This window comes from Coralloluteibacterium thermophilum, from assembly GCF_042654365.1.
GTDB lineage: Bacteria > Pseudomonadota > Gammaproteobacteria > Xanthomonadales > Xanthomonadaceae > Coralloluteibacterium > Coralloluteibacterium thermophilum.
The window spans coordinates 82354-103615 of the sequence record NZ_JBHSGG010000002.1 but is presented as its reverse complement, the minus strand read 5'-3'; the positions used below and the strand labels follow the sequence as shown (position 1 = coordinate 103615).

The window sequence follows — 21262 nt, the reverse complement described above, 5'->3', positions numbered from 1 at the left end:
CCGCCGTCACGCTGCGCCATGCTGCAATGCCGCGTCATGCGGACCGGACACCTGCTCGCCGCGACCGTGCTCGCGCTGCTCCTCCCCGCGCCCGCATCCGGCGGCGAGGGCGCGCCGCTGCGCATCGTCGCGCTGCAGCGCTGCGGCGACCTGCTGGCGCGGGAGCGCGAGGTCTGCCTGCGCGTGGACGGCGCCGCCCCGGAGCGGGTGCGCCTGCTGCTCGACGGGCGGGTCGTTCCGCACACGGTGGAGGACGGCACGCTGCGGCTGCGCCTGGACCCGGCCCTGCACGGCAGCGGCCCCCTGCACGCACGCAGTGGCGACCGCCGCAGCAACCCGGTGTGGCTGTCCATGCGGGCCAGCGCCACGCTCGCGGCGGGGCCGGACGAGGTCGAGGAGAATGCCTTCGGCATCACCACCTACCGCGACCTGGTCGCGGTCCTGACCGAGGGCGGCGAGGATGCCGCGCGCGACCTGGCGGCGCACGTGGGCGCCGAGCTGGTCGGCGCGATCCCGCCCCTGCGCGTCTGGCAACTGCGCCTGCCGGCGCGCGACCTGGAGGCGCGCGAGGCCCTGCTCCAGCGTCTGCGCGCGGCGCCCGGCGTGCGTGCGGTGATGGTGGAGGAGTCCTCGCCCGAGGACGGCCTGGAGGGCGAGGCCGGGGACGCGGGTGCGCCCGACCCTGACCTCGCCGCCAACCGCTTCATGCAGGCGGTGGAGACCTACCGGCGCCGGGTGCCGGGTACGGGCGGCGCGCGCGTCGCCCCGGCGCCGGTGCGCATCGGAGTGGTCGAGCGCGCGGTGTACTGGGAGAGCCCGGACTTCGCCGGCCTCGCGGCGCAGGACGACCCGCAGCGCCTGCGCCTGTACGCGCGTGCGGCCGACGAGGCCGACGGACACGGCAGCACCGTCGCGGGGATCTTCGCCGCCGCGGGCGCCGCCGGCGGCGCGACGGGCTTCCTGCGCGCGCTGGACGGCCACCACGGCGGCATGGAACTCATCGTCGACCGCGGCAGCGACGCCGGCCTGCTGGAGAACGTGGCGACGACGGTGCGGATGGTCGAGGACGGCGCGCGGCTCATCAACTGGAGCTGGGGCGTGCATCGCGTCGGCGCCCGCCGCGTCGAGGGCGGCAGGGTGGATTCGGCACTGCGCAGCCCCGAGGCCTTCGCCGGCTACGAGGCGCTGCTGCGCGCCTTCTTCGACTGGCTGGCCGAGGCCCACCCGGACGTGCTGGTGGTGAACTCCGCGGGCAATGCCGGCACCTTCTCCGGCGACAGCGACCACCGCCTGCCCTCGGCCCTGCGCAGCCCGCAGCTGCTGGTCGTGGGCGGGCACGAGCGCAGCGACGAGGCCGGCCGGGTGGCCGACCCCGACTTCGCCACCCGCCGCGCCTCCTCGAACCTGGACACGCGGGTTGACATCACCGCGGCCGCCTGCGTGCGGGCGCCGGCCGCGGCCCCGGGCGAGGCCGGCGCGCGCCGCTGCGGCACGTCCTACGCCACGGCGCTGGCGACGGCCACGGTCGCCGCCATGCGCAGCATCGCGCCGGAGCTCGCGCCGGCGGCACTGCGCGACCTGCTCCGGCGCAGCGCCCTGCCCATCGGCGAGGACCTCGACGCCGACGCCGACGAGGCGGAGGCGCTGACCGCGCCGCTGCGGCCCCACGAGCGCGGGGGCAGGCGCGACGATCCCGACGTCGGCCGCAGCGCGCGGCTCGACATGCGCGGGGCGCTGCGTCTGGCGCTGGAGGCGCGGGAGGGCGGGCGCGCGCCGGCGCTCAGGCGCGCAGACCGGTGAGGCGGTGGAGCGCCTCGGCGTACTTGGCGCGCGTGTTCTCGATGATCTCGGGGGGCAGCCGCGGGCCAGGGGCGGACTTGTCCCAGTCCAGCGTCTCCAGGTAGTCGCGCACGTACTGCTTGTCGTAGCTCGGCGGGTTGGTGCCGACCCGGTACGCGTCGGCCGGCCAGAAGCGCGAGGAATCGGGCGTCAGCATCTCGTCCATGACGTAGAGCGTACCGTCGGCGTCGGTGCCGAACTCGAGCTTGGTGTCGGCGATGATGATGCCGCGCTCGGCGGCGTACTGCGCCGCGTGGCGGTAGATGCGCAGGGTGGCGTCGCGGACCCGCTCGGCCAGCTCGCCGCCGATCAGCGCCACCACCGCGTCGAAGTCGATGGCCTCGTCGTGCGCGCCGGGCGCGGCCTTGGTGGAGGGCGTGAACAGCGGTTCGAGCAGGCGCTCGGCCTGGCGCAGGCCCGGCGGCAGGCGATGGCCGCTGACCACGCCGGTCGCCTGGTAGTCCTTCCACCCCGAGCCGATCAGGTAGCCGCGCGCGATGGCCTCGACCGGCAGCGGGGTCAGGCGCCGCGTCACCACCGAGCGTTGCAGGTAGGCGTCCGCGTCCACCCCGGCCGGGAGCACGTCGGCCACGGCCTCGCCCGTGAGATGGTTGGGCATGAGCGTGCGGGTCTGCTCGAACCACACGTTCGACATCCGGCACAGGATCTCGCCCTTGCCCGGGATCGGGTCGGGCAGCACCACGTCGAAGGCGGAGATGCGGTCGGTCGCGACCATCAGCAGGCGGTCGCGGTCGAGCGCGTAGACGTCGCGGACCTTGCCGCGGTGGAGCAGTTCGAGGCCGGGAAGGTCGGAGGTGTGCAGGACGCTGGTCACGGGCTCGCCCCTGGTTGAAACGTCTAGTGTACGGCGCCGGTACACTTGTGCGGATGAGTCCGATCCGCCCGCTCTCCGTCCTCGCCCTGTTCGCGCTCGCCGGCTGCGCCGCCGAGCCCGCGCCGGCGCCCGCCGCCACCGCGTCCGCGGACGCCGCCGACTCCGCCGCCGGGGCGCCGCCGGCCCGATTGGGCATGTGCGTGGCCTGCCACGGGCGCGACGGCGTCAGCCGCATGGCCGGCACCCCGCACATCGCCGGGCAGGACGAGGCCTACATGCGCCGGGTCCTGCGCGAGTACCGCGACAACCGGCGCAACGGCGGCCCCATGAACGCCATGGCCGGGGCGCTCTCCGAGCCCGACATCGCGGCGCTCGCGGCTTGGTACGCTGCGCAGCCGCCGGGTGGCGTCCGTCCCGACGCGGCCCCCGCCAACTGAGGATCCGCGCATGCGCACGAGGTGGTACGGCAAGGTGCTCGGCTTCATCGCGGGCTGGCTGCTGCTGCGGCATCCCGCGGGGGCCCTGCTCGGGCTGGCGATCGGGCACGCCTTCGACGCCGACTGGTTCCGCCTGTCGCGCCCGCGCGACGAGCACTACCGCGTGCTCGGCGTGAGCCCGGACGCCAGCGACGCCGAGGTCGAGCGCGCCTACCGCCGGCTGATGTCCCAGTACCACCCGGACCGCGTGGCCGATGCCGCGCCGGAACTCCAGGCCCGCGCCGGCGAGCGCGCGCGGGCGATCAACGCGGCCTACGAGGCCATCCAGAAGCAGCGCCGCCGCGCGCGCTGACGCCGAACCGAGGTCGCACCATGTCGAAGATCCTGATCGCTCCGTCGATCCTGTCCGCCGATTTCGCCCGCCTGGGCGAGGAGGTCGATGCCGTACTCGCCGCGGGCGCCGACTGGGTGCACTTCGACGTCATGGACAACCACTACGTCCCCAACCTCACCATCGGCCCGATGGTGTGCGAGGCGCTGCGCCGGCACGGGGTGACCGCGCCCATCGACGTGCACCTGATGGTCCGGCCGGTCGACCGCATCGTCCCGGACTTCGCCCGGGCCGGCGCCTCGGTGATCTCCTTCCACCCGGAGGCGAGCGAGCACGTCCACCGCACCCTGCAGCTGATCCGCGACCAGGGCTGCAAGGCCGGCCTGGTGTTCAACCCGGCGACGCCGCTGACCATCCTGGAGGAGGTGATCGACATGGTGGACCTGGTGCTGGTCATGTCGGTCAATCCCGGCTTCGGCGGCCAGGGCTTCATCCCGTCCTCGCTGGCGAAGCTGCGCCGCGCGCGCGCGATCATCGACGCCAGCGGCCGCGACATCCGCCTGGAGGTGGACGGCGGGGTCAAGGCCGACAACATCGCCGAGATCGCCGCCGCGGGCGCCGACACCTTCGTCGCCGGCTCCGCGATCTTCAACGCGCCGGACTACCGCGCGGTCATCGAGGCCATGCGCGCGAACGTCGCCGCGGGCTAGCGCACCGCCCGCGGCACGGTCCGGGCCTCGTGCGCGAGGTCGGCGAGCAGGGCGAGCTCGTCCTCGAGCAGCGCGTCGCTGCGGCGCGCGCGCTCCAGCGCACGCGCCGACTCCGCGCGCACGGCGGCGGCCAGCGGCGGCGCGGCCCCGGCGGCGACCGCGGCCAGGGTCTTCTGCACGCGGACCGCGATCTCGACCTGGCCCGCGCCGTCGCGCGCGATCAGGTCGAGGGCGTCGCGGACCAGGTCCGCCTCGTCGAGCGGCGCCACCGCCACCCGCGGATGGCGCGGCGCCTCGTCGGCATCCTCGGACGCCTCCCGCGGCGCGCCGGTGGCGATCAGCAGGCGCGCCAGGCTCGCCAGCACCACGATGGCGGTGCCGGGATCGTTGATGCCCGGCGACAGCGCGCGCTGCGCGATCTCCGACAGCACCACGAGGCCGAAGCGCGGGTCCTGGGCGTAGCTGCGCTCGTTGCCGACCACGAACGCGTCGGCGACCTGGCGCAGCAGTTCCTCGCGGCGCTCCTGCGGCAGCGGCCCGCCCGGCCGCAGGCGGGCCACCGCCCGCCCGGGATGCACCAGCGCACCGGGCCGCAGCAGCACCTGCACCCGCCCCGAGCAGGCCTCGGCCGCCGCCTGCAGCGCGGCCATGTCGATGTGCTGGAGGTAGCCGGTCGCGCCGGCGACCACCTCCTCGCCGTCCGCCGGCGCGTCCTCCGCCAGCGCCACGCCGCCGAGGCAGGGCGCGCGCATCCACGCCTCCAGCGCCTCCGACGCCGCGCGCTCGACGCGCTCGATGGTGTTGCCCATGCGGCCCATCACCGACAGCACCTGGATCCAGCGCAGGAAGGTGATGACGATGTAGCCCAGCATCGCCAGCGTGCCGACGAACAGCACCAGCCGGCCGACCTGCCCGTAGTAGCCGCTCTCCAGCGCGGTCAGCGCCACCACCGAGTAGATGAAGGCGGCGATGAACACGCCCAGCGCGTTCTGCGCGGTGTCGTCGGCGACGATCAGCCGCGTCGCCCGCGGCGTGGCGTTGCCCGAGACCGAGGCGAAGGCGCCGACGAGGATGGAGAGCGAGAACGTGCTCACCGCCAGCATGCTCGAGGCGATGATCCGGAGCAGCGAGGCGACCGTCTCCTGCTCGATCCGGGGCGCCAGGCGCGCCGGCAGCACGCTGTCCGCGAGGGCGGCCAGCAGCGCGACTGCCACCGCCGCCAGGCTCCACAGCGCCGGGCGGACCCAGAGCTGCTCGCGCAGCCGCCGCAGCAGGAGGTCGATGCGGAACGGCATGGCGCTCATGGCGCTCATCCCCCGATGGTCCGCGTGCAGCCACGCGCCTTTGACGGCCGGCTCCACACAGTGGCCGCTGCGATCCGGCGGGAAACGACGCGTGTCCAACGGCCCATGGCATCTGATCCTCAACGGCAAGAACGCCAACGACGAAACGGTGCGCGACGCCGTCGGCGCGCTGCGTGAACGCGGCCGCAGGATCGCGGTGCGGGTGACCTGGGAGCAGGGTGACGCGCACCGCTACACGCTGGAGGCCATCGCCGCGGGCGCCTCGGCGGTGGTCGCCGCCGGGGGCGACGGCACCCTGCACCACGTCTGCAACGCCCTGGCCGGCACCGGCCTCGACGCCGGGGCCCTGCCCGCGGTGGCGGTCCTGCCGCTGGGGACCGCCAACGACTTCGCGCGCGCCGCCGGCATCCCGGAGGAGCCGGAGGAGGCGCTCGACCTGGTCGACCGCGTCCCGGCGCGCCCCGTGGACCTGGTGCGGGTGATCCCGCAACGCGGGCGCGAGCGCTGGTGCGTCAACGTGGTGACCGCCGGCTTCGCCACGCGGATCACCACCGACACGCCGCCGGAGCTCAAGAAGCTGCTCGGCGGCGCCGCCTATTTCCTGACCGGGATGACCCGGATGGGCAGCGTCCGCGCCGCGCACGGCCGACTGCGCGGGCCAGATTTCGAGTGGGCGGGCGACTTCCTCGTGCTCGCGGTCGGCAACGGCCGGCAGGCCGGCGGGGGGCAGGCGCTGACGCCCGAGGCACGCCTCGACGACGGCGTGTTCGACCTGATGCTGTTGCCGCCTCCGCCCGAGGGCGAGTTCGCTGCGGCGCTCGGCGCCCTCCTGCGGCACGGCCGCGCCGCCCTGCTCGACGCGGCGGTCCGTCGGCGGCTGACCTGGCTGGAGATCGAGGCCGAGGAGGGACTGAGCCTCAACCTCGACGGCGAACCCCTGCAGGCCTCGCGCCTGCGCATCGAGGCCGCGCGTGGCCGGCTGCGCATGCACCTGCCGGCGGCGACGCCGCTGCTTCCGGACGGGGAGGGGTCAGGCCGCGGCGCGGGCTAGCGGGGCATGGCGGGGCGGCGGCGCCGCGTCCGGTGTCTCCCGGGCGGCGCCGTCGGCGTCCGATGTGCGCGCGGCGCGCAGGGCCCGCAGCTCCTCCGGCGTCGGCTCGGGCGGGAGCTGCTCCAGATCGAAACGCGCGCGGTCCTCGACGATCAGGATCATTGGCGGCCCTCCTCAGCGCGACCCGCCGAGGCCGATCCGCCGCGGCTCGCTGGCTGCGAAGTGCAGCGCCACGCAGAAGCAGGCGACCGCGATCGCGCCGGTCACGCGCAGCAGCTCGTCGAGCAGGGAAGGGGTGGGCAGGACCTGGATCGGGTCGGGCGACATCGGGCACTCCGGGCGGGACATCCGCGCATCCGCGGATGGAGGTGGATGATCGGGGCGCGCGGGTGGGCGTGGCGTCACGACGGTGTTGCGGTTGCGCGAATCCGTCGCGTCCGCCGGCAGTCCAGGGCGCCTCGCGGGCGCCGCGCCGCTCACAGCGGCCGCCAGTCGGGCGCCACCGGATCGACCCGGCGGGTCGGCGGCGGCATCGGCGGCGAGGGCGCGAAGGCGGGCAGGGCGAGGCCGGCGCGGGTGGGCGGCGTCCCGGGGTGGGAGGCGGTCGTGGCCATCGGGCGCCGCCTCAGGCGCGCCAGGGCAGGCAGGCGCCGCCGAGCAGGGCCAGCGCCACCGCGACGGCGAGCGCATTGCGGCCGGTCGCGCCGCCGTCCGCGTCGCCTGCTGCGTCCGAGGCCTGGCGCATCGGCGGCACTGCGGCCGCCGCATGCGCCACGGGCGCCGGCACGGTCGGAGCGGGCTGGACGGCGTCGGCGGCCTGCGCCTTCAGCGCCGCGCCGAGCGAGAGCAGCATCATCGCGATCCCCATGCGGCGGCTGCGTCGCCGTGCGGCGGAGGGGGCGAGGCGCGGCGTGCGGGTCTCGCGCTGGGAGGTCGGTTCGGGGGCGGGCGGGTGCATGGCGTGTCCTCGGTCTCGGGTGTGGCCATTCCACCGCTGCCACGGGGCGCGCGGCGGCGGCGGACATGGCAGGACGCGAGCGAGTTGTGGCGATTCGCGGGCAGGCCCCGGTGGCGTGTCGCGCGCATTGGTAAAGTCGCCGCGCATTCGCAGCAGGAGCACCGATGTCGCGCACCGTCGCCATCGTCGAGGACGAACCCGCCATCCGCGCCAACACCGCCGACGCGCTGCGCCGGCATGGCTACCTGGTGCAGGACTACGGCTCGCGCGCCGAAGCCGCGGCCGCCTTCGCCCAGCGCCTGCCCGACGTGGTGATCATCGACGTGGGCCTGGGCGACGAGCCGGAGGGTGGGTTCGACCTCTGCCGCGAGCTGCGCGCGCGCTCGGCGACGCTGCCGATCCTGTTCCTCACCGCGCGCGATTCGGACTTCGACGTGATCTCCGGCCTGCGCCTGGGCGCGGACGACTACCTCAGCAAGGACGTCTCCCTGCCGCAGCTCACCGCGCGCATCCACGCCCTGCTGCGCCGGCTCGACCTGATGGCCGGCGCCGCCCCGCGCGAGCAGGTGGTGGTGCTGCGCGGCCTGCGGCTGGAGGGCGAGCGCATGCGCGTGAGCTGGAACGGCGTCGAGGTGCCGCTGACCGTGACCGAGTTCTGGATGGTCAACGCACTGGTGCGGCGCCCGGGGCACGTGAAGTCGCGCGAGCAGCTCATGCGCGAGGCGCAGATCGTGGTGGACGACGCCACGGTGACCTCGCACGTCAAGCGCATCCGCCGCAAGTTCGAGGCCATCGACCCCGCCTTCGCCGAGATCGACACGGTGCACGGGGCCGGCTACCGGTGGCGCAGCTGACCGCCCCGGCATGACCCTGCGCGGCAAGCTGCTGCTGCTGGCCCTGTCGGTGCTGGTGCTGCCGTGGGCCGGCTGGCAGTTCGTGCGCCAGATGGAGACCCTGCTGCGCGAGGGCCAGGCGCAGGCGCTGCAGGCCTCGGCCGAAGCCCTGGCGCGGGGCCTGGCGGCCCAGCCTGCGGCGCTGCCGCCGGCGCGGCCGGGCCTGTTCGTGCAGACCCTGGCGCGCGCGCCGCGCCTGGATGCGGACGACGCCGACTGGCAGCGGGAGGACGGCACGCCCGCGACCGCCGACACGCGGCGCTTCGGCGGGGCGCCCGATGCGCCGGCGCTGCGTCTGACCGCGGCGCGCGCCGACGACGTGCTCTACCTGTTCGTGCAGGCGCGCGCGCAGGGGCTGGTGCGCGCCGACGCGCACTGGCCGGGCGCGGGCGGCCGCGACCATCTGCGGCTGGCGCTGGCGGGGCCGCACGGCGCGCTTGCGCTGCGGGTCGCGAACGCCGACGACGGCCCCGCGCGCGTGGCGACCCTGGAAGGCGACGCCGCGCCGGTGCGCATCGAGGGCGCCTGGCGCTGGCGCGATGATGGCTTCGACCTGGAGCTGCGCATCCCGCAGGGCTACCCGGTCGACGGCCTGGGCGCGACCCTGGTCCGCCACGCCGGCGGGCGCCGGCACGAGGACGGCACCGACGCGGAGGCGCCGGGCGCATGGCCGCTGCTGGCGCCGGACGCCGCCCTGGCGGCGCCGCTGCGCCAACTGGTGCCGCCCGGCGCGCGCGCCCGTTTCGTCGACCGCGACGGCTGGGTCCTCGCGGCCGCGGGCGACCTGGCCGGGCCCGCCAGCGAGGCGGTGCCGCCCTGGCGGCGCTGGATCCACGGCTGGCTCCGCCTGGACGCCGCGGAGGCCGAGCCCGCCGATCCCGAAGGCGCGGTGCGCACGCGGGCGCCCGAGGTCTGGCAGGCCCTGGACGGACGGCCCGGCGTCGCCTGGCGGCGCGAGCCCTACGGTGCCCGCGTCCGGCTCTCCGCGGCCGTGCCGGTCGCCCTGGCCGACGGCCTGCGCGGCGCGGTCGTGCTCGAACGCGAGGATGCCGAGGGACTGCTGCTCACCGACCGCGCCCTGACCGGCCTGCTCGGCACCAGCCTGGTCGCCCTGCTTGCCGCCGGCCTGGTGCTGTTCCTGTTCGCCGGGCGCCTGAGCGGGCGCATCCGCCGGCTGCGCGACGCCGCCGAGCGCGCCCTGGACCGCGACGGCCGGGTGCAGCGCTTCCCACAGACGCGGGCACGCGACGAGATCGGCGATCTCTCGCGCAGCTTCGCGCGCCTGCTGGACGAGGTCGCCGCCTACACCGACTACCTGCGCACCCTGGCCGGCAAGCTCTCGCACGAGCTGAACACGCCGCTGGCGATCGTGCGCACCTCGCTCGACAACCTCGACCCGGTGGATCTCCCCGACGACGCGCGCCCGTATCTGGAACGCGCGCGCGGCGGCGTCGACCGCCTCGGCGCCATCGTGCGCGGCATGAGCGAGGTGGTGCGCCTGGAGCACGCGATCGACAACGCCGATGCCGAGGACCTCGACCTCGCCGCACTGGTCCGCGACTGCGCCGAGGGCTACCGCGCGCTGCTGGCGCCGCGTGCCCTGCAGGTGGCGGTGCAGGCGGGGCCCATGCCCTTCCACGGCGCGCCGGACCTGCTCGCGCAGGCGCTGGACAAGCTGGTCGACAACGCCCGCGGCTTCGCGCCGCCGGACGGCTGGGTGCGCATCGGGCTGGCGCGTGCGGAGGGCGGCGAGGCCGTGCTGACGGTGGCCAACGCCGGGCCGCCGTTGCCGGCGGCGATGCGCGACAAGCTGTTCGACTCCCTGGTGAGCGTCCGCGACCGCACCCAACGCGCGGACGGCGGGGCCCATCTCGGCCTCGGCCTGACCATCGTCCGCCTGGTCGCCGAGCTGCACGAGGGGCGCGCCGAGGCCCGCGACCTGCCGGACGCAGCGGGCGTGGAATTCAGGCTGGTGCTGAGGGGCATCCCGCGCCGCTGACGTCCCCGCGCGCGCTGGCATACTCGCGGGTCCGCCTTCGCCGCGCCCGCCGATGACCCCGACCGAATTCGCCCGCCTCGCCGCCGCCGGCCACGACCGCATCCCCGTGGTGCGCGAGGTGCCGTCCGACCTCGACACGCCGCTGTCGGTCTACCTCAAGCTCGCCGACGGCCCGGACACCTACCTGTTCGAATCGGTCGAGGGCGGCGAGACCTGGGGGCGCTACTCGATCATCGGCCTGCCCGCGCGGCGCCGCTACGAATTCCGCGACCACACCCTGACCGTGCGCGAGGTCGGCGAGGTGGTCGAGACCCGCGAGCTGGCCGACCCCTACGCCGAGGTCGAGCGCCTGCGCGCCCGCCACTCGGTCCCGCGGCTGCCCGGCCTGCCGGCCTTCGCCGGCGGCCTGGTCGGCTACTTCGGCTTCGAGACCATCGGCTGGATCGAGCCGCGCCTGCGCAGCGCCGCCGCGCCCGATGCGCTCGGCACGCCCGACGCGGTGCTGCTGGAAAGCGAGGAGGTGGCCGTCTTCGACAACCTCAAGGGCCGGCTCTACCTCATCGTGCACGCGGACCCGGCGCAGCCCCAGGCCTACGCCGGCGCGCAGCGCCGCCTCGACGCCCTGGTCCACCGCCTGCGCCAGGGCGGCGCCGGCTACCCCGACGTGCTCGATCCCAGCGTGCTCGACGAGGGCGACTTCGTCTCCGGCTTCACCCGCGCCGGCTTCATCGACGCGGTGGAGAAGGCCAAGGACTACATCCGCAGCGGCGACGTGTTCCAGGTGGTGCTGAGCCAGCGGCTGTCGGTGCCCTTCCGCGCGCGGCCGGTGGACGTCTACCGCGCGCTGCGGGCGCTGAACCCGTCTCCCTACATGTACTTCCTCGACTTCGGCGGCACCCAGGTCGTGGGCTCCTCGCCCGAGATCCTCGTGCGCCTGCAGGGCGGGCGCATCACCGTGCGGCCCATCGCCGGCACGCGCCCGCGCGGCGCCACGCCCGAGGCGGACGCCGCCCTGGAGGCCGAGCTGCTCGCCGATCCCAAGGAGCGCGCCGAGCACCTGATGCTGATCGACCTCGGCCGCAACGACGTCGGCCGCGTGGCCGAGGCGGGCAGCGTGGAGGTCGGCGAGCAGTTCGTGATCGAGCGCTACAGCCACGTGATGCACATCGTCAGCGAGGTGCAGGGCCGGCTGCGCGACGGCCTGGGCTATGCCGACGTGCTGCGCGCGGCCTTCCCGGCCGGGACCGTGAGCGGCGCGCCCAAGATCCGGGCGCTGGAGATCATCCGCGAGCTCGAACCGATCCGCCGCAACATCTACGCCGGCGCCATCGGCTACCTCGGCTGGCACGGCGACGCCGACACCGCCATCGCCATCCGTACCGCGGTCATCCACGACGGGCGCCTGCACGTGCAGGCCGGCGCCGGCATCGTCTACGACTCCGATCCCGAGAAGGAGTGGGAGGAGACGATGAACAAGGGGCGCGCGCTGTTCCGCGCGGTCGCGCAGGCGGCGGCGGGGCTGTAGCGCTCCGGAGCGGGGACGCTAGTCCCGGCGGTCGAAGGCGCTGGCGATGGCGGGCGGCGGGTCCTCCTCGCCCTCGACCACGCGCGCCTCGCCCAGAGGCGTGGCGAAGGCGGCCTGGCGGCGCGGCAGGGGAAGCTCGGCCGCGGCGGCCTCGGCCTCGGTCACGAGCGCTTCGCGGCGGGCGACGGGCACGTCCTGCCAGTGGCAGTCCAGCAGCGCGCCTTCGAGCGCGTAGAGCAGGTTGAGTCCGGGCCGGAAGCCGGCGCGCCTGCACTTGATCCAGGCGCCGACCACGCCGACCTCGCGCAGGTCGTCGAGCGAGCGCACGCCGACCTGGCGCAGCCAGGCGGCGGACTTCGGGCCGACGTTGCGCAGCTTGACGCTCATGCCAGGGTGTCGAGGAAGACCCGGGCGATGCGTTCCAGCCCTGCCTGGTCCTCCGCGTCGAAGCGGTCGGGCACGGGGCTGTCGAGGTCGAACACGCCGACGAGCGTGTCGCCCAGGTAGAGCGGCACCACCACCTCGGAACGCGAGGCCGCATCGCAGGCGATGTGGCCGGGGAAGGCGTGCACGTCGGCCACCCGCTGGGTCTGCCGCGAGGACGCGGCCGCGCCGCACACGCCCTTGTCGAGCGGGATGCGCACGCAGGCGGGCTTGCCCTGGAACGGCCCGACCACGAGCTCGGTCCCGTCGTAGAAGTAGAAGCCGACCCAGTTGAGGTCGGGCAGGGCGTGGTAGACCAGCGCGGAGAGGTTGGCGGCGTTGGCGACGCGGTCGCGCTCGCCGTGCAGCAGCGCCTGCGCCTGCGCCGCGAGCTCGGCGTACTGCTCGGTCTTGTCGCCCTGGAGTGCGGTCGCGGTGAACACGGCTGCGGGTCCTCGCACGGAAACGGTGGAACCCCGAAGTCTATCCCGCCATGTCCTCCCGCGCGCTCTGGCCGCAGCCCGCGCGAGCCCCTAGGCTTTGCGCGCGCGCGGCCGGTCGCCGCGCCGTGGAGCACCGATGCAGATCCAGTCCCCGCCACGTCCGCCCCTTGCCCCGGCGCCGGAGCGCCGCGCATGAGCCGCTCCGTGTTCGTCACCGGCACCGACACCGAGATCGGCAAGACCGTCGCCAGCTGCGCCCTGCTGCATGCCCTGCGCGACCGCGGCTGCCGGGCGGTGGGGATGAAACCGGTGGCCAGCGGCAGCGCGCTGCATGCGGACGGCGGCTGGCGCAACGAGGACGCGCTCGCCCTGCTGGAGGCCAGCGACCCGCGCCCGGACTACGAACTGGTGAATCCCTATGCGCTGCCGGTGCCGACGGCGCCGGAGCTGGCCGCGCGCCAGGCCGGCGTCGAGCTGCGGCTGGAGCCCATGCTGGCGGCCTACACCGCCCTGCGCGCGCGGGCCGACATCGTCGTGGTCGAGGGCGTGGGCGGCTGGCAGGCGCCGCTGACGGAAGCGCTCGACCAGGCCGAGGTGGCGCGCGCGATGGCGCTGCCGGTGGTGCTGGTGGTCGGCGTCAGGCTGGGCTGCGTCAACCATGCGCGGCTGTCGGCCCGCGCGATCCTCGACCAGGGGTTCGCCCTGCGCGGCTGGGTCGCCAACCACGTCCAGCCCGGGATGCTCTACGCCGCGGAGACCGTGCAGATCCTGCACCGCGTCCTGCCGGCGCCCTGTCTCGGCGTGCTGCCCTACATGCCCGACCCGCAACCGCAGCTGCTGGCCGCGCACCTGGACGTGTCGCGCCTGGTGGAGGCGTAAAAAAAGCCGCCAGCGGACTGGCGGCCTGGAACCGCGCGCTCCCGGGAGGGATGGAAGCGTGCGGACCCGGGCACGTGGTGGGCCCGGGCGAGCTGAAAACTATTTGGCCTTGCCGGCGCGGGGCGCGGTCCGGCCGACGTCGGCGCCGGCGGCCTCGAAGCTGCTCTTCACGAGCTGGCCGATCTCCTCGTTGGTGCGGATGGTCTCGGCCACCGCATCCTGGCCCGCAGCGACGAAGCGCTCGACGTTGCCGCGCGCGACCTCCACGCCCTTGGGCCAGATCGCCCGGACGTCGTCGAAGCTGCGCACGTCGGCGGCCTCGCTCAGGAAGGCGATGTTGGCGCCCAGGCGCTCCTCGAGCGTCCTGACGTGGAGGCCGAACAGACGCTCGGCGTTGCCGAGCGCGAGCGTGTTGGCCTTCAGCGCGGCATCCGCGAACTGCCTGGTGGCCTCGGCGAACGGATTGCTGGTCTGCACGGACATGGCACGGCTCCCCTGGGAGCGACGGTTGTGGTGGACGCGATCCTGCCACCCCGTTTTGTGCAATGCAACATGGGTCGTGCCCGGCGCCCGCGCCGGGTTCAACCGCCCGCGGCGGGACCCGAATAACTGCTGCCCGCAGTGCAGGTCTCGTGCACCACCACCCGCGACAGGCCCGGCAGGGCGGGCTTGAGCCGGTCCCAGATCCAGACGGCGATGCGTTCGCTGGTGGGATTCTCCAGGCCCTCGACGTCGTTGAGGTAGTGGTGGTCGAGGCGCTCGTACAGCGGGCGGAACGCAGCCTTGACGTCGGCGAAGTCCATCACCCAGCCCGTGGCCGGGTCGATCTCGCCGCTGACGTGGATCTCGATGCGGAACGAGTGCCCGTGCAGGCGCGCGCACTTGTGGCCCGGCGGCACGTTCGGAAGCCGGTGGGCGGCCTCGACGGTGAAGATCTTGAAGATGTCCATGCGCGGTCCGGGCCGTGGCGCGCCGCGACCGTCTCCGGTGGGCGAGGGCCGAGGGCCGCTGCGGACGTGGATGGCGGTGGCGCGGAACGCGCGTCGCGAGATGGTGGCTATGGGTGGACTCGAACCACCGACCCCAGCATTATGAGTGCTGTGCTCTAACCGGCTGAGCTACATAGCCACGCGGAGAGCCGGAAATTGTCCGGACATGTGGCCGCCATGTCAATGGCCGGATGCTGACCCGGGTGCAGCGGCCGACTTGTCCCCCCGCTCCGCACATGGCAGATTCGGGCCGTCGCCTCCGCCGAGAGCCCGCGCGTGATCGATCCTGACGGCTATCGACCCAATGTCGGCATCGTGCTCATGCGGCCCGATGGGCGGGTGTTCTGGGCGCGTCGCATCCGCCGCGACGGCTGGCAGTTCCCGCAGGGCGGGATGAACTCCGACGAGACCCCCCTCGAGGCGATGTACCGCGAGCTGCGCGAGGAGACCGGCCTGCTGCCGGAACACGTCTCGGTCCTCGGCTCCACGCCCGGCTGGCTGCGTTACCGCCTCCCGCACCGGGCGGCGGCGGCGCGGGACCGCCGCCCGCGCTGCCTGGGGCAGAAGCAGGTCTGGTTCCTGCTGCAGATGCAGGGCCGCGAGGAGGACCTGCGCCTCGACGCCAGCGACAAGCCCGAGTTCGATTCCTGGCGCTGGGTGGAGTTCTGGTACCCGATGGCGCACGTGGTCGCCTTCAAGCGGCAGGTCTACGCGGCGGCGCTGCGGCATCTCGCCCCGCTGGCGCGCGAGATCGCCGGCGACCGCATCCCCGAGCCGCAGCGGATGAACGAGGCGCCCCCGGTGCGTGCCGCCGGATCGTTCTAGCTTTGACAATCATTCGCATTCGCGATTCAATGCCGGCCATCGTTCCCGCCGGTCCCGCGCCCGTGTACGTCTGTATCTGCAACGGCATCACCGATCGCGACATCCGCAACGCCGCCGCCGATGGCTGCGGCAGCCTCGCCGAACTCACCATGCGCACTGGCTGCGCCGCGACCTGCGGCAGCTGCGCCGGCCATGCGGCCGACCTGCTCGCCTCGGCGCAGGCCGCATTGCGCGGCGCCTCGGGCGGACTGCGGGTGATCGGCCTGGACCTGCCCGTCGCGGCCTGATCCCGGCCGCGGCGGCGGCTCCGTCGCGCGTCGTCCTCCCGGGCGCAGGAACCCGCGCCCGCCTTCCGCTTGCGGCTTCCGCTCCCCGCAACTGAGGATGCGGCCGATTTGCGTTTCATCGCGCGTCGCGCGGACTCGCTAGAGTGCGTGTCAACTCCGCACTTCGGGATGCCGTCATGAAAGGCGACGCACAGATCATCGCGCTGCTGAACAAGGTCCTCTACAACGAGCTGACCGCGATCAACCAGTACTTCCTGCATTACAGGATGTACAAGCACTGGGGGCTCAAGGAGCTCGCCGATCACGAGTACCACGAGTCGATCGACGAGATGAAGCACGCCGACCAGCTGATCGAGCGCATCCTCTACCTCGACGGCCTGCCCAACCTGCAGGCGCTGGGCAAGCTGCTGATCGGCGAGACGCCGGAAGAGGCCATCGCCTGCGACCTCAAGCTCGAGCAGGCCGCGGTGGCCGACCTGCGCGAGGGCATCGCCTACGCGGAGAGCGTGCGCGACTTCGTCTCGCGCGACCTCTTCGCCAGCATCCTCGCCTCCGAGGAAGAGCACATCGACTGGCTCGAGACCCAGCTCGACCTCATCGAGCGCCTCGGCGTCCAGCTGTACCTGCAGTCGAAGGTCGGCAGCGTCGCCTGACGCGCGATGGCCGCCGGCTCAGCCGGCGGCCACGATGCGCCGCAGCTCGGCCTCGGCGCGCCCGAACTCGGTCTCCAGCAGCGAGACCAGGGCCACCGAGCGCGACAGGCGCTGGTCGCGCGCACCCTGCTCGATGCGCTTGGCGATGGCCGACACCGCCATCGCACCCAGGTTGGCGCTGGCCGACTTGAGCGTGTGCGCGGGCGCGACCAGGGCGGCCTGGTCGCTGCTCGCCGCGGCGATGCGCAGGCGCGCGATGTGGCGCGGCGCGTCCTCCAGGAACACCTGCACCAGTTGCCTGCAGCCGGCCTCGCCCATCATCTCGCGCAGTTCGTCGAGGATCTCGCGGTCGAGCACCGGCGCGGCGATCGAGGCCGCGGCCAGCACCGTCTGCGCGGTGCCCTCCGTGGTGGTGATGGGGCCGGATTCCGCGGACGGCGCCTCGTCCTGGGCGTTCTCGATCCAGTGCCGCAGCGTCGCTTCGAGCTGGGCGCGGGTGACCGGCTTGGCGAGGTAGTCGTCCATGCCCGCGTCGAGGCAGCGCTGGCGGTCGCCCGCCATGGCGTTGGCGGTCATCGCCACGATGGGCAGGCGCCGGCCGGACTCGTTCTCGCGCCAGCGCCGGGCGGCGGTATAGCCGTCGAGCACCGGCATCTGGCAGTCCATCAGGACCACGTCGTAGCGGGTCGTGCGCATGGCCCGCAGCGCCTGTTCGCCGTTCTCTGCGGTGTCGCAGGACAGGCCGATCAGGGTGAGCAGGCGCTGCGCGACCATCAGGTTGACCGGGTTGTCCTCGACCAGCAGCACGCGGCCAGCGAGCTTCCCGCTGGCGCCGCGCGCCGCGCGCGCGGGGGCGGGGGGCGCAGGATCGGGTGCGGCGGCCGCTTCCTCGGGCGGCGGCGCATCCGGGTCCAGTGCGAAGGCGTTCTGCGAGACGGTGATCACCGGCGCGGCGTCCGGGTCCAGCGGCGGCCCGCCCGCGCTGGACTCGGTGATGCTCCGCAGCAGGTTCTCCATCTCGGAATCGAGTTCGCGCGGGGCCGCATCGGCGTCGGGAACCGGCGAGACCTCGGCGTCGAACTGCCAGGCGAAGTCCTCGCCCGCGAGCGGCGTGGGCTCGGCCTCGTCCGGGCCGTCGCCCGTGAGGAAGCGCGCGATGCAGGTGCGGATCTCGCCGTCGCTGAGCGTGCGCGGCAGGACGAGGCTGCGCGGGTCGGCGGCCAGCTCGGGCGGCGGGGCCTCCTCGCCCTTGAGCCAGACCACGCGCAGCGCCTCGAAGGCCGGCGTGCGCTGGAGGTTGCGGTGCAGGGACACCGCCGTCTGGCGCATGCTGGCGAGGTCGCCCAGCAGGATCTGGTAGCGCCAGCGGGGGCCGCGGCTGAGCGCGCTGCGCAGGCGCTCGATGGCCTCCTGCGTGGTCTCGACGTGGGTGGCGGTGACGCCCCAGTTCGGCACGGCGAGGCTCAGGCGGCGCTGCAGGGCGGTGTCGGCGGTGACCAGCAGCAGGCGCGAGCCGGCCAGTTCGAAGCGTGCGTTGTCGATGTCGCCCGGCGCCTTGAGCAGGGGGATCTCGAACCAGAACGTGGTGCCGCGGCCGGGTTCCGACTCGACCCCGATGCGCCCGCCCATCATCTCGACGATGCGCTTGCTGATGGCCAGGCCCAGCCCGGTGCCGCCGTAGAGCCGGGTGGTGGAGGCGTCGGCCTGCGCGAACGCCTGGAACAGGCCGGGCACGCGCTCGGGAGGGATGCCGATGCCGGTGTCGCGGACCTCGAAGCGCAGTTCGTGTTCCTGGTCGGTCTCGCCGCGCCGGCTCACGCCGACGGTGACGCCGCCGCGGTCGGTGAACTTCACCGCATTGCTGAGCAGGTTGGTCAGCACCTGGCGTAGCCGGACCTGGTCGCCGCGCACCGGCAGGCGCACCGTCGGGTCGAGCCGGAGCTCCAGCTTCAGGCCCTTCGACTCCGCGTTCTTGTGCATGAGCCGCATGACCGACTCGAGCAGCTCGCGCAGGTTGAAGCCGGTGGATTCCAGCTCGAGCTTGTTCGCCTCGAGCTTGGAGTAGTCGAGGATGTCGTCGACGATCCGCAGCAGCTGCTGCGACGAGGTGTAGGCGGTGCGCAGGATCTCGTGCTGCTCCGGCGCCATGCGCGAGTTCAGCAGCAGGTCGAGCATCGGCACGATGCCGTTGAGCGGCGTGCGGATCTCGTGGCTCATGGTGGCCAGGAACTCGCTCTTGGCCATCGCCGCGGCCTCGGCGGCGAGCTTGGCCTGGGTCAGTTCCTGTTCGAGGCGCCGGTGCTCGGCGATCTCGACCTGGAGCGCGTCGACGCGCGCGCTGTGCTCGCCCGCGCGCGCCTCGATCTCCTTCAGGTGGCGCGCGCGGCGCGCCTGCTGGCGCCAGAAGACGCCGATCGCCACGAGCGCGAGCAGGGCGGGAACGAGGGCGAGGGTGGACCAGGGGCCATCGACGCCGGCCAGGTCCAGTGCGCTCAGCAGGACCGCGCCGGCCGCGCCGCCGAGCGCCAGCCAGCGCACCAGCGGCCATTCGCCCGGCGGCGGGTCCGGCCGCCGGCCGCTGCGACGCGCATCCGCCCGGAGGGCTGCGCTGCTGCCTGTGGACTTCCCCATGCTGTCCCCCAACGATGCGACCGTGCGCGGCGCCGTGGCGCAGCAGCGTCGGGCAGCGCGCTACAGCACGGCGTGATGAAAATCGAATCCCAGTTCGCTGCCCGGCGCCTGGACCAGATGGCCCTGAAGATAATCGATTCCGCTCATCCAGAGCGTAGCCGCAGAGCGTGCGTCCTCCACTCGCTGCCCGATGACCTTCACGCCGCGTTGATGTGCGGCGTCGATGAGGCGCTTGAGCTCGTCGCGCGTGCCCGTGCTCAGGGCCGCTTCGGCGTAGCGCGGCGCCAGGCGCACGAAGGCCAGGGGCAGGCGCTGCAGCAGGGACTCGCCGATGCCGGCCTCGAACTGGCTCAGGCAGAAGCAGACGCCGGCGGGTGCGAGCCGGCGGCAGAAGGCCTCGACCAGGTCGAGATAGGGCATGACCGCATCGAGCCGGAGGTCGATGGTCAGGCCGCGGACGCCGTCGCCCTCGCGCAGGCGCGCCTCCATCCAGGCGGCATGGTCGTCCGCGGCCAGGGTCAGCGGCGACTGGCTCACGAACAGGTGCGGCGCCTCGCCGCCCTGCGCGCGGCTGCGGATCGCCAGCAGCGCGCGGTCGACGACCCAGCGGTCGATCTCCGGCAGCAGGCCCGAGCGCTCGGCCAGGGGGACCACCTCGGCCGCCGGGTACACCTTGCCGTCCAGCTCGCGCAGGCGCAGCAGGGCCTGGTACTGCGGCTGGCCGCCGCCCGCCACGGCCACGATGGGCTGGTAGATCAGCTCGAAGCCGTCGCCGTCCACGGCCTCGCGGATGCGCGCCAGCAGGGCGCTCTCGCGCGCCTCGGCGGCGGTCTGCACCGGCTGGAACGCGGCGAGCCCGCCTGGCGCGCTGCGCGCGGTGCGGGCCGCGCGCTCCACCGCGTCGAGCAGGGAGCCGGGGTCGGAAAAGCGGTGCGCCAGAGCGCAGACGCCGACGGTGGCGCGCAGCGCGGGGCCGGCCGCCTCCGGCAGCGGATGCGCGGCGACGGCGTCGCGGAGCGTGGCGGCCAGGGCCAGCAGGGCGGACTCGTCGCCGGTGTCGGAATAGGCCAGCAGGCCGTCGCCCCAGCGCGTGGCCGGCCGTTCGCCGAGGATGCGGGTCGCGACGCGGCCGATCTCGTCGGCGATGCGCTCGAAGACCTGGACGCCGGCACGGTCGCGCAGCTGCGGGGCGCCGGTCAGCTCCAGGAAGAGCACGCCGCCGTCGCCGCTGGCGGTCGAGGCCAGGCGCCCCGCGAGCGCCGCGTCGATGTGTTCGAGCAGGGCGCAGCGCTGGTACAGCCCGGTCTGCGGGTCGCGGACCGGGGCTGCGGCCTGGTTGCGCCGGGCGAGCGCGCGCGCCCGGCGGACCCGCGTGTTCACGGCGGCGATGAGGTGGCGCGCGCGCACCGGCTTGGCGAGGAAGTCGTCGCCGCCGGCGTCGAGCGCCTCGAACTGCTTGTCGGGATCGGACTCGCCCGACAGGAACACGATGGGCAGGTGCAGGAAGTCGTCGCTCTCCCGGATCCTGGCGGTGAGCGTCATGCCGTCGGTGGTCGGCATGTACAGGTCCATCAGCACCAGGTCGGGGCGGAAGTCGGTCAGCGCGTCGATCAGCGTGTCGGGCGAGGTCACGACCTGCGTCCGCATGCCGGCGTTGCCGAGGATGCCCTCGGCATAGAGCGCCTCGCTGCGGTCGTCCTCGACGATGAGGATGCGCGGCGGCGGGCCCTCGACCGCGGCGCCGGCCGCGGAGGCCTCGCCGCCGGCGGAGGCGGGCGTCTCCGCGGCCACTGCGGAGGGCGCGGCCGTGCCGTCGCCGTCCGCGGGTGTGCGCGCCACCAGCTCGTCGATGCGGGTGCGCAGCTGCGCCTGCGCCTCGGCATCCGGCAGCGCGTTGCGCCGGCGCAGGTCGCCCAGCAGGCCTTCGACCGCGAGCAGGCGTTCGCTGGCGTCCACCAGCCCGTAGCGCCCGCTGGCGCCGGCCAGGCGCTGGATGTCCTCGTGGAGAAGGGCCAGCCCCGCCACGTCCCAGCCGTGGTCCGTGTAGCGCCTGAGGCGCGCGGCGAGCGCCTGCAGGCGCTGGGGGAGGTGGCGCAGGTAGGCCTGGCGGAGTTCGGCGAGTCGGGTCAGCTCGCGTTCGGACATCGGTTCTTCCTTCGGATGGGCGCGCCGTGCCTGCCGGCGCGCGGCGAAAGTGTCGCATACGTGCCCTGCGCGCTCCGCGAACGGCGCGGCGTGCGGGGCGTCCGC

Annotated in this window: 24 protein-coding genes and 1 tRNA gene; 12 read left to right on the top strand and 13 right to left on the bottom strand. The window is 74.3% G+C overall.

The window, feature by feature from the left end; genetic code table 11:
* The first annotated feature begins 36 nt into the window (after nt 1-36).
* Complete coding sequence (locus ACFO3Q_RS00915) at nt 37-1800, top strand: S8 family serine peptidase (protein WP_377002668.1); 1764 nt, start codon at nt 37-39, stop codon at nt 1798-1800.
* Here the strand turns inward: ACFO3Q_RS00915 and ACFO3Q_RS00910 are convergent.
* The gene (locus ACFO3Q_RS00910) at nt 1781-2674 is read right to left on the bottom strand and encodes a phosphoribosylaminoimidazolesuccinocarboxamide synthase (RefSeq protein ID WP_377002666.1); all 894 of its coding nucleotides are present in this window, start codon (nt 2672-2674) and stop codon (nt 1781-1783) included. The two genes, ACFO3Q_RS00915 and ACFO3Q_RS00910, sit on opposite strands and share 20 nt — an antisense overlap.
* Before the next feature lie 53 nt (nt 2675-2727).
* On the opposite strand from ACFO3Q_RS00910, the gene ACFO3Q_RS00905 reads away from it, so the two are divergent.
* Genes ACFO3Q_RS00905 through rpe form a run of 3 tightly spaced genes read left to right on the top strand, consistent with a single transcriptional unit; the run spans nt 2728 to nt 4152 of the window.
* Entirely contained in the window at nt 2728-3111 is a 384-nt protein-coding gene (locus ACFO3Q_RS00905; RefSeq protein WP_377002665.1) for a c-type cytochrome, read from the top strand.
* A 10-nt stretch (nt 3112-3121) separates the two neighbouring features.
* Nucleotides 3122-3463 (top strand): J domain-containing protein, encoded by a 342-nt coding sequence (locus ACFO3Q_RS00900; protein ID WP_377002664.1) that lies wholly within the window; start codon nt 3122-3124, stop codon nt 3461-3463.
* Between the two features lie 20 nt (nt 3464-3483).
* Complete coding sequence (gene rpe, locus ACFO3Q_RS00895; protein WP_377002662.1) at nt 3484-4152, top strand: ribulose-phosphate 3-epimerase; 669 nt, start codon at nt 3484-3486, stop codon at nt 4150-4152.
* On the opposite strand, the gene ACFO3Q_RS00890 is transcribed toward rpe, so the two are convergent.
* The gene (locus tag ACFO3Q_RS00890) at nt 4149-5456 is read right to left on the bottom strand and encodes a DUF2254 domain-containing protein (RefSeq protein WP_377002661.1); all 1308 of its coding nucleotides are present in this window, start codon (nt 5454-5456) and stop codon (nt 4149-4151) included. The two genes, rpe and ACFO3Q_RS00890, sit on opposite strands and share 4 nt — an antisense overlap.
* Before the next feature lie 91 nt (nt 5457-5547).
* Here ACFO3Q_RS00890 and yegS point away from each other — a divergent pair, with 91 nt between their 5' ends.
* Nucleotides 5548-6507 (top strand): lipid kinase YegS, encoded by a 960-nt coding sequence (gene yegS / locus ACFO3Q_RS00885; protein WP_377002660.1) that lies wholly within the window; start codon nt 5548-5550, stop codon nt 6505-6507.
* On the opposite strand, the gene ACFO3Q_RS00880 is transcribed toward yegS, so the two are convergent.
* The 4 genes from ACFO3Q_RS00880 to ACFO3Q_RS00865 form a co-directional block, all read right to left on the bottom strand.
* Nucleotides 6487-6669: a hypothetical protein gene (locus tag ACFO3Q_RS00880; RefSeq protein WP_377002658.1), complete on the bottom strand. Its 183-nt coding sequence runs from the start codon at nt 6667-6669 to the stop codon at nt 6487-6489. The genes yegS and ACFO3Q_RS00880 overlap by 21 nt on opposite strands.
* A gap of 12 nt (nt 6670-6681) precedes the next feature.
* Entirely contained in the window at nt 6682-6834 is a 153-nt protein-coding gene (locus ACFO3Q_RS00875) for a hypothetical protein (protein ID WP_377002657.1), read from the bottom strand.
* 149 nt (nt 6835-6983) lie between these two features.
* Nucleotides 6984-7121 (bottom strand): hypothetical protein, encoded by a 138-nt coding sequence (locus ACFO3Q_RS00870; RefSeq protein ID WP_377002655.1) that lies wholly within the window; start codon nt 7119-7121, stop codon nt 6984-6986.
* Nucleotides 7122-7132: 11 nt separating this feature from the next.
* Nucleotides 7133-7465 (bottom strand): hypothetical protein, encoded by a 333-nt coding sequence (locus ACFO3Q_RS00865; RefSeq protein ID WP_377002654.1) that lies wholly within the window; start codon nt 7463-7465, stop codon nt 7133-7135.
* Nucleotides 7466-7629: 164 nt separating this feature from the next.
* On the opposite strand from ACFO3Q_RS00865, the gene pdsR reads away from it, so the two are divergent.
* The 3 genes from pdsR to trpE are packed head-to-tail and all read left to right on the top strand — an operon-like array spanning nt 7630 to nt 11882.
* The gene (gene pdsR, locus ACFO3Q_RS00860; RefSeq protein ID WP_377002652.1) at nt 7630-8319 is read left to right on the top strand and encodes a proteobacterial dedicated sortase system response regulator; all 690 of its coding nucleotides are present in this window, start codon (nt 7630-7632) and stop codon (nt 8317-8319) included.
* Nucleotides 8320-8329: 10 nt separating this feature from the next.
* Nucleotides 8330-10357: an ATP-binding protein gene (locus ACFO3Q_RS00855; protein WP_377002651.1), complete on the top strand. Its 2028-nt coding sequence runs from the start codon at nt 8330-8332 to the stop codon at nt 10355-10357.
* A 52-nt stretch (nt 10358-10409) separates the two neighbouring features.
* Nucleotides 10410-11882 carry an anthranilate synthase component I gene (gene trpE, locus ACFO3Q_RS00850; RefSeq protein WP_377002648.1) on the top strand — a complete coding sequence of 491 codons (1473 nt, stop codon included), beginning with the start codon at nt 10410-10412 and terminating at the stop codon, nt 11880-11882.
* 18 nt (nt 11883-11900) lie between these two features.
* Here trpE and ACFO3Q_RS00845 read toward each other — a convergent pair whose 3' ends face one another.
* Nucleotides 11901-12269, bottom strand: coding sequence for a TfoX/Sxy family protein (locus tag ACFO3Q_RS00845; protein ID WP_377002647.1), 369 nt, complete (start codon nt 12267-12269; stop codon nt 11901-11903).
* Nucleotides 12266-12748: a GAF domain-containing protein gene (locus tag ACFO3Q_RS00840; RefSeq protein ID WP_377002646.1), complete on the bottom strand. Its 483-nt coding sequence runs from the start codon at nt 12746-12748 to the stop codon at nt 12266-12268. The genes ACFO3Q_RS00845 and ACFO3Q_RS00840 overlap by 4 nt, the downstream gene beginning before the upstream one ends.
* Nucleotides 12749-12940: 192 nt before the next feature.
* Here ACFO3Q_RS00840 and bioD point away from each other — a divergent pair, with 192 nt between their 5' ends.
* Nucleotides 12941-13627 carry a dethiobiotin synthase gene (bioD, locus tag ACFO3Q_RS00835; RefSeq protein WP_377002644.1) on the top strand — a complete coding sequence of 229 codons (687 nt, stop codon included), beginning with the start codon at nt 12941-12943 and terminating at the stop codon, nt 13625-13627.
* A gap of 99 nt (nt 13628-13726) precedes the next feature.
* Here bioD and ACFO3Q_RS00830 read toward each other — a convergent pair whose 3' ends face one another.
* From ACFO3Q_RS00830 to ACFO3Q_RS00820, 3 genes are all read right to left on the bottom strand, one after another.
* Nucleotides 13727-14110, bottom strand: a complete 384-nt coding sequence (locus tag ACFO3Q_RS00830; protein ID WP_377002642.1) for a phasin family protein — start codon at nt 14108-14110, stop codon at nt 13727-13729.
* Between the two features lie 98 nt (nt 14111-14208).
* Nucleotides 14209-14577, bottom strand: coding sequence for a 6-carboxytetrahydropterin synthase QueD (gene queD, locus ACFO3Q_RS00825; protein WP_377002641.1), 369 nt, complete (start codon nt 14575-14577; stop codon nt 14209-14211).
* 101 nt (nt 14578-14678) lie between these two features.
* Nucleotides 14679-14755 (bottom strand) — tRNA-Met (locus ACFO3Q_RS00820).
* Nucleotides 14756-14892: 137 nt separating this feature from the next.
* Between ACFO3Q_RS00820 and ACFO3Q_RS00815 the strand changes: the two genes are divergently transcribed.
* The 3 genes from ACFO3Q_RS00815 to bfr all read left to right on the top strand — a co-directional run bounded on the left by ACFO3Q_RS00815 (nt 14893) and on the right by bfr (nt 16381).
* Nucleotides 14893-15441: an RNA pyrophosphohydrolase gene (locus ACFO3Q_RS00815; protein ID WP_377002640.1), complete on the top strand. Its 549-nt coding sequence runs from the start codon at nt 14893-14895 to the stop codon at nt 15439-15441.
* Nucleotides 15442-15503: 62 nt separating this feature from the next.
* Nucleotides 15504-15728, top strand: coding sequence for a (2Fe-2S)-binding protein (locus ACFO3Q_RS00810; RefSeq protein ID WP_377002985.1), 225 nt, complete (start codon nt 15504-15506; stop codon nt 15726-15728).
* Nucleotides 15729-15904: 176 nt separating this feature from the next.
* Entirely contained in the window at nt 15905-16381 is a 477-nt protein-coding gene (gene bfr, locus ACFO3Q_RS00805; protein WP_377002639.1) for a bacterioferritin, read from the top strand.
* Between the two features lie 18 nt (nt 16382-16399).
* Here the strand turns inward: bfr and ACFO3Q_RS00800 are convergent, their stop codons facing one another.
* Both ACFO3Q_RS00800 and ACFO3Q_RS00795 read right to left on the bottom strand, forming a co-directional pair.
* Nucleotides 16400-19012 (bottom strand): ATP-binding protein, encoded by a 2613-nt coding sequence (locus tag ACFO3Q_RS00800; protein WP_377002637.1) that lies wholly within the window; start codon nt 19010-19012, stop codon nt 16400-16402.
* 60 nt (nt 19013-19072) lie between these two features.
* Entirely contained in the window at nt 19073-21157 is a 2085-nt protein-coding gene (locus tag ACFO3Q_RS00795; RefSeq protein ID WP_377002635.1) for an EAL domain-containing protein, read from the bottom strand.
* Nucleotides 21158-21262 lie beyond the last annotated feature (105 nt).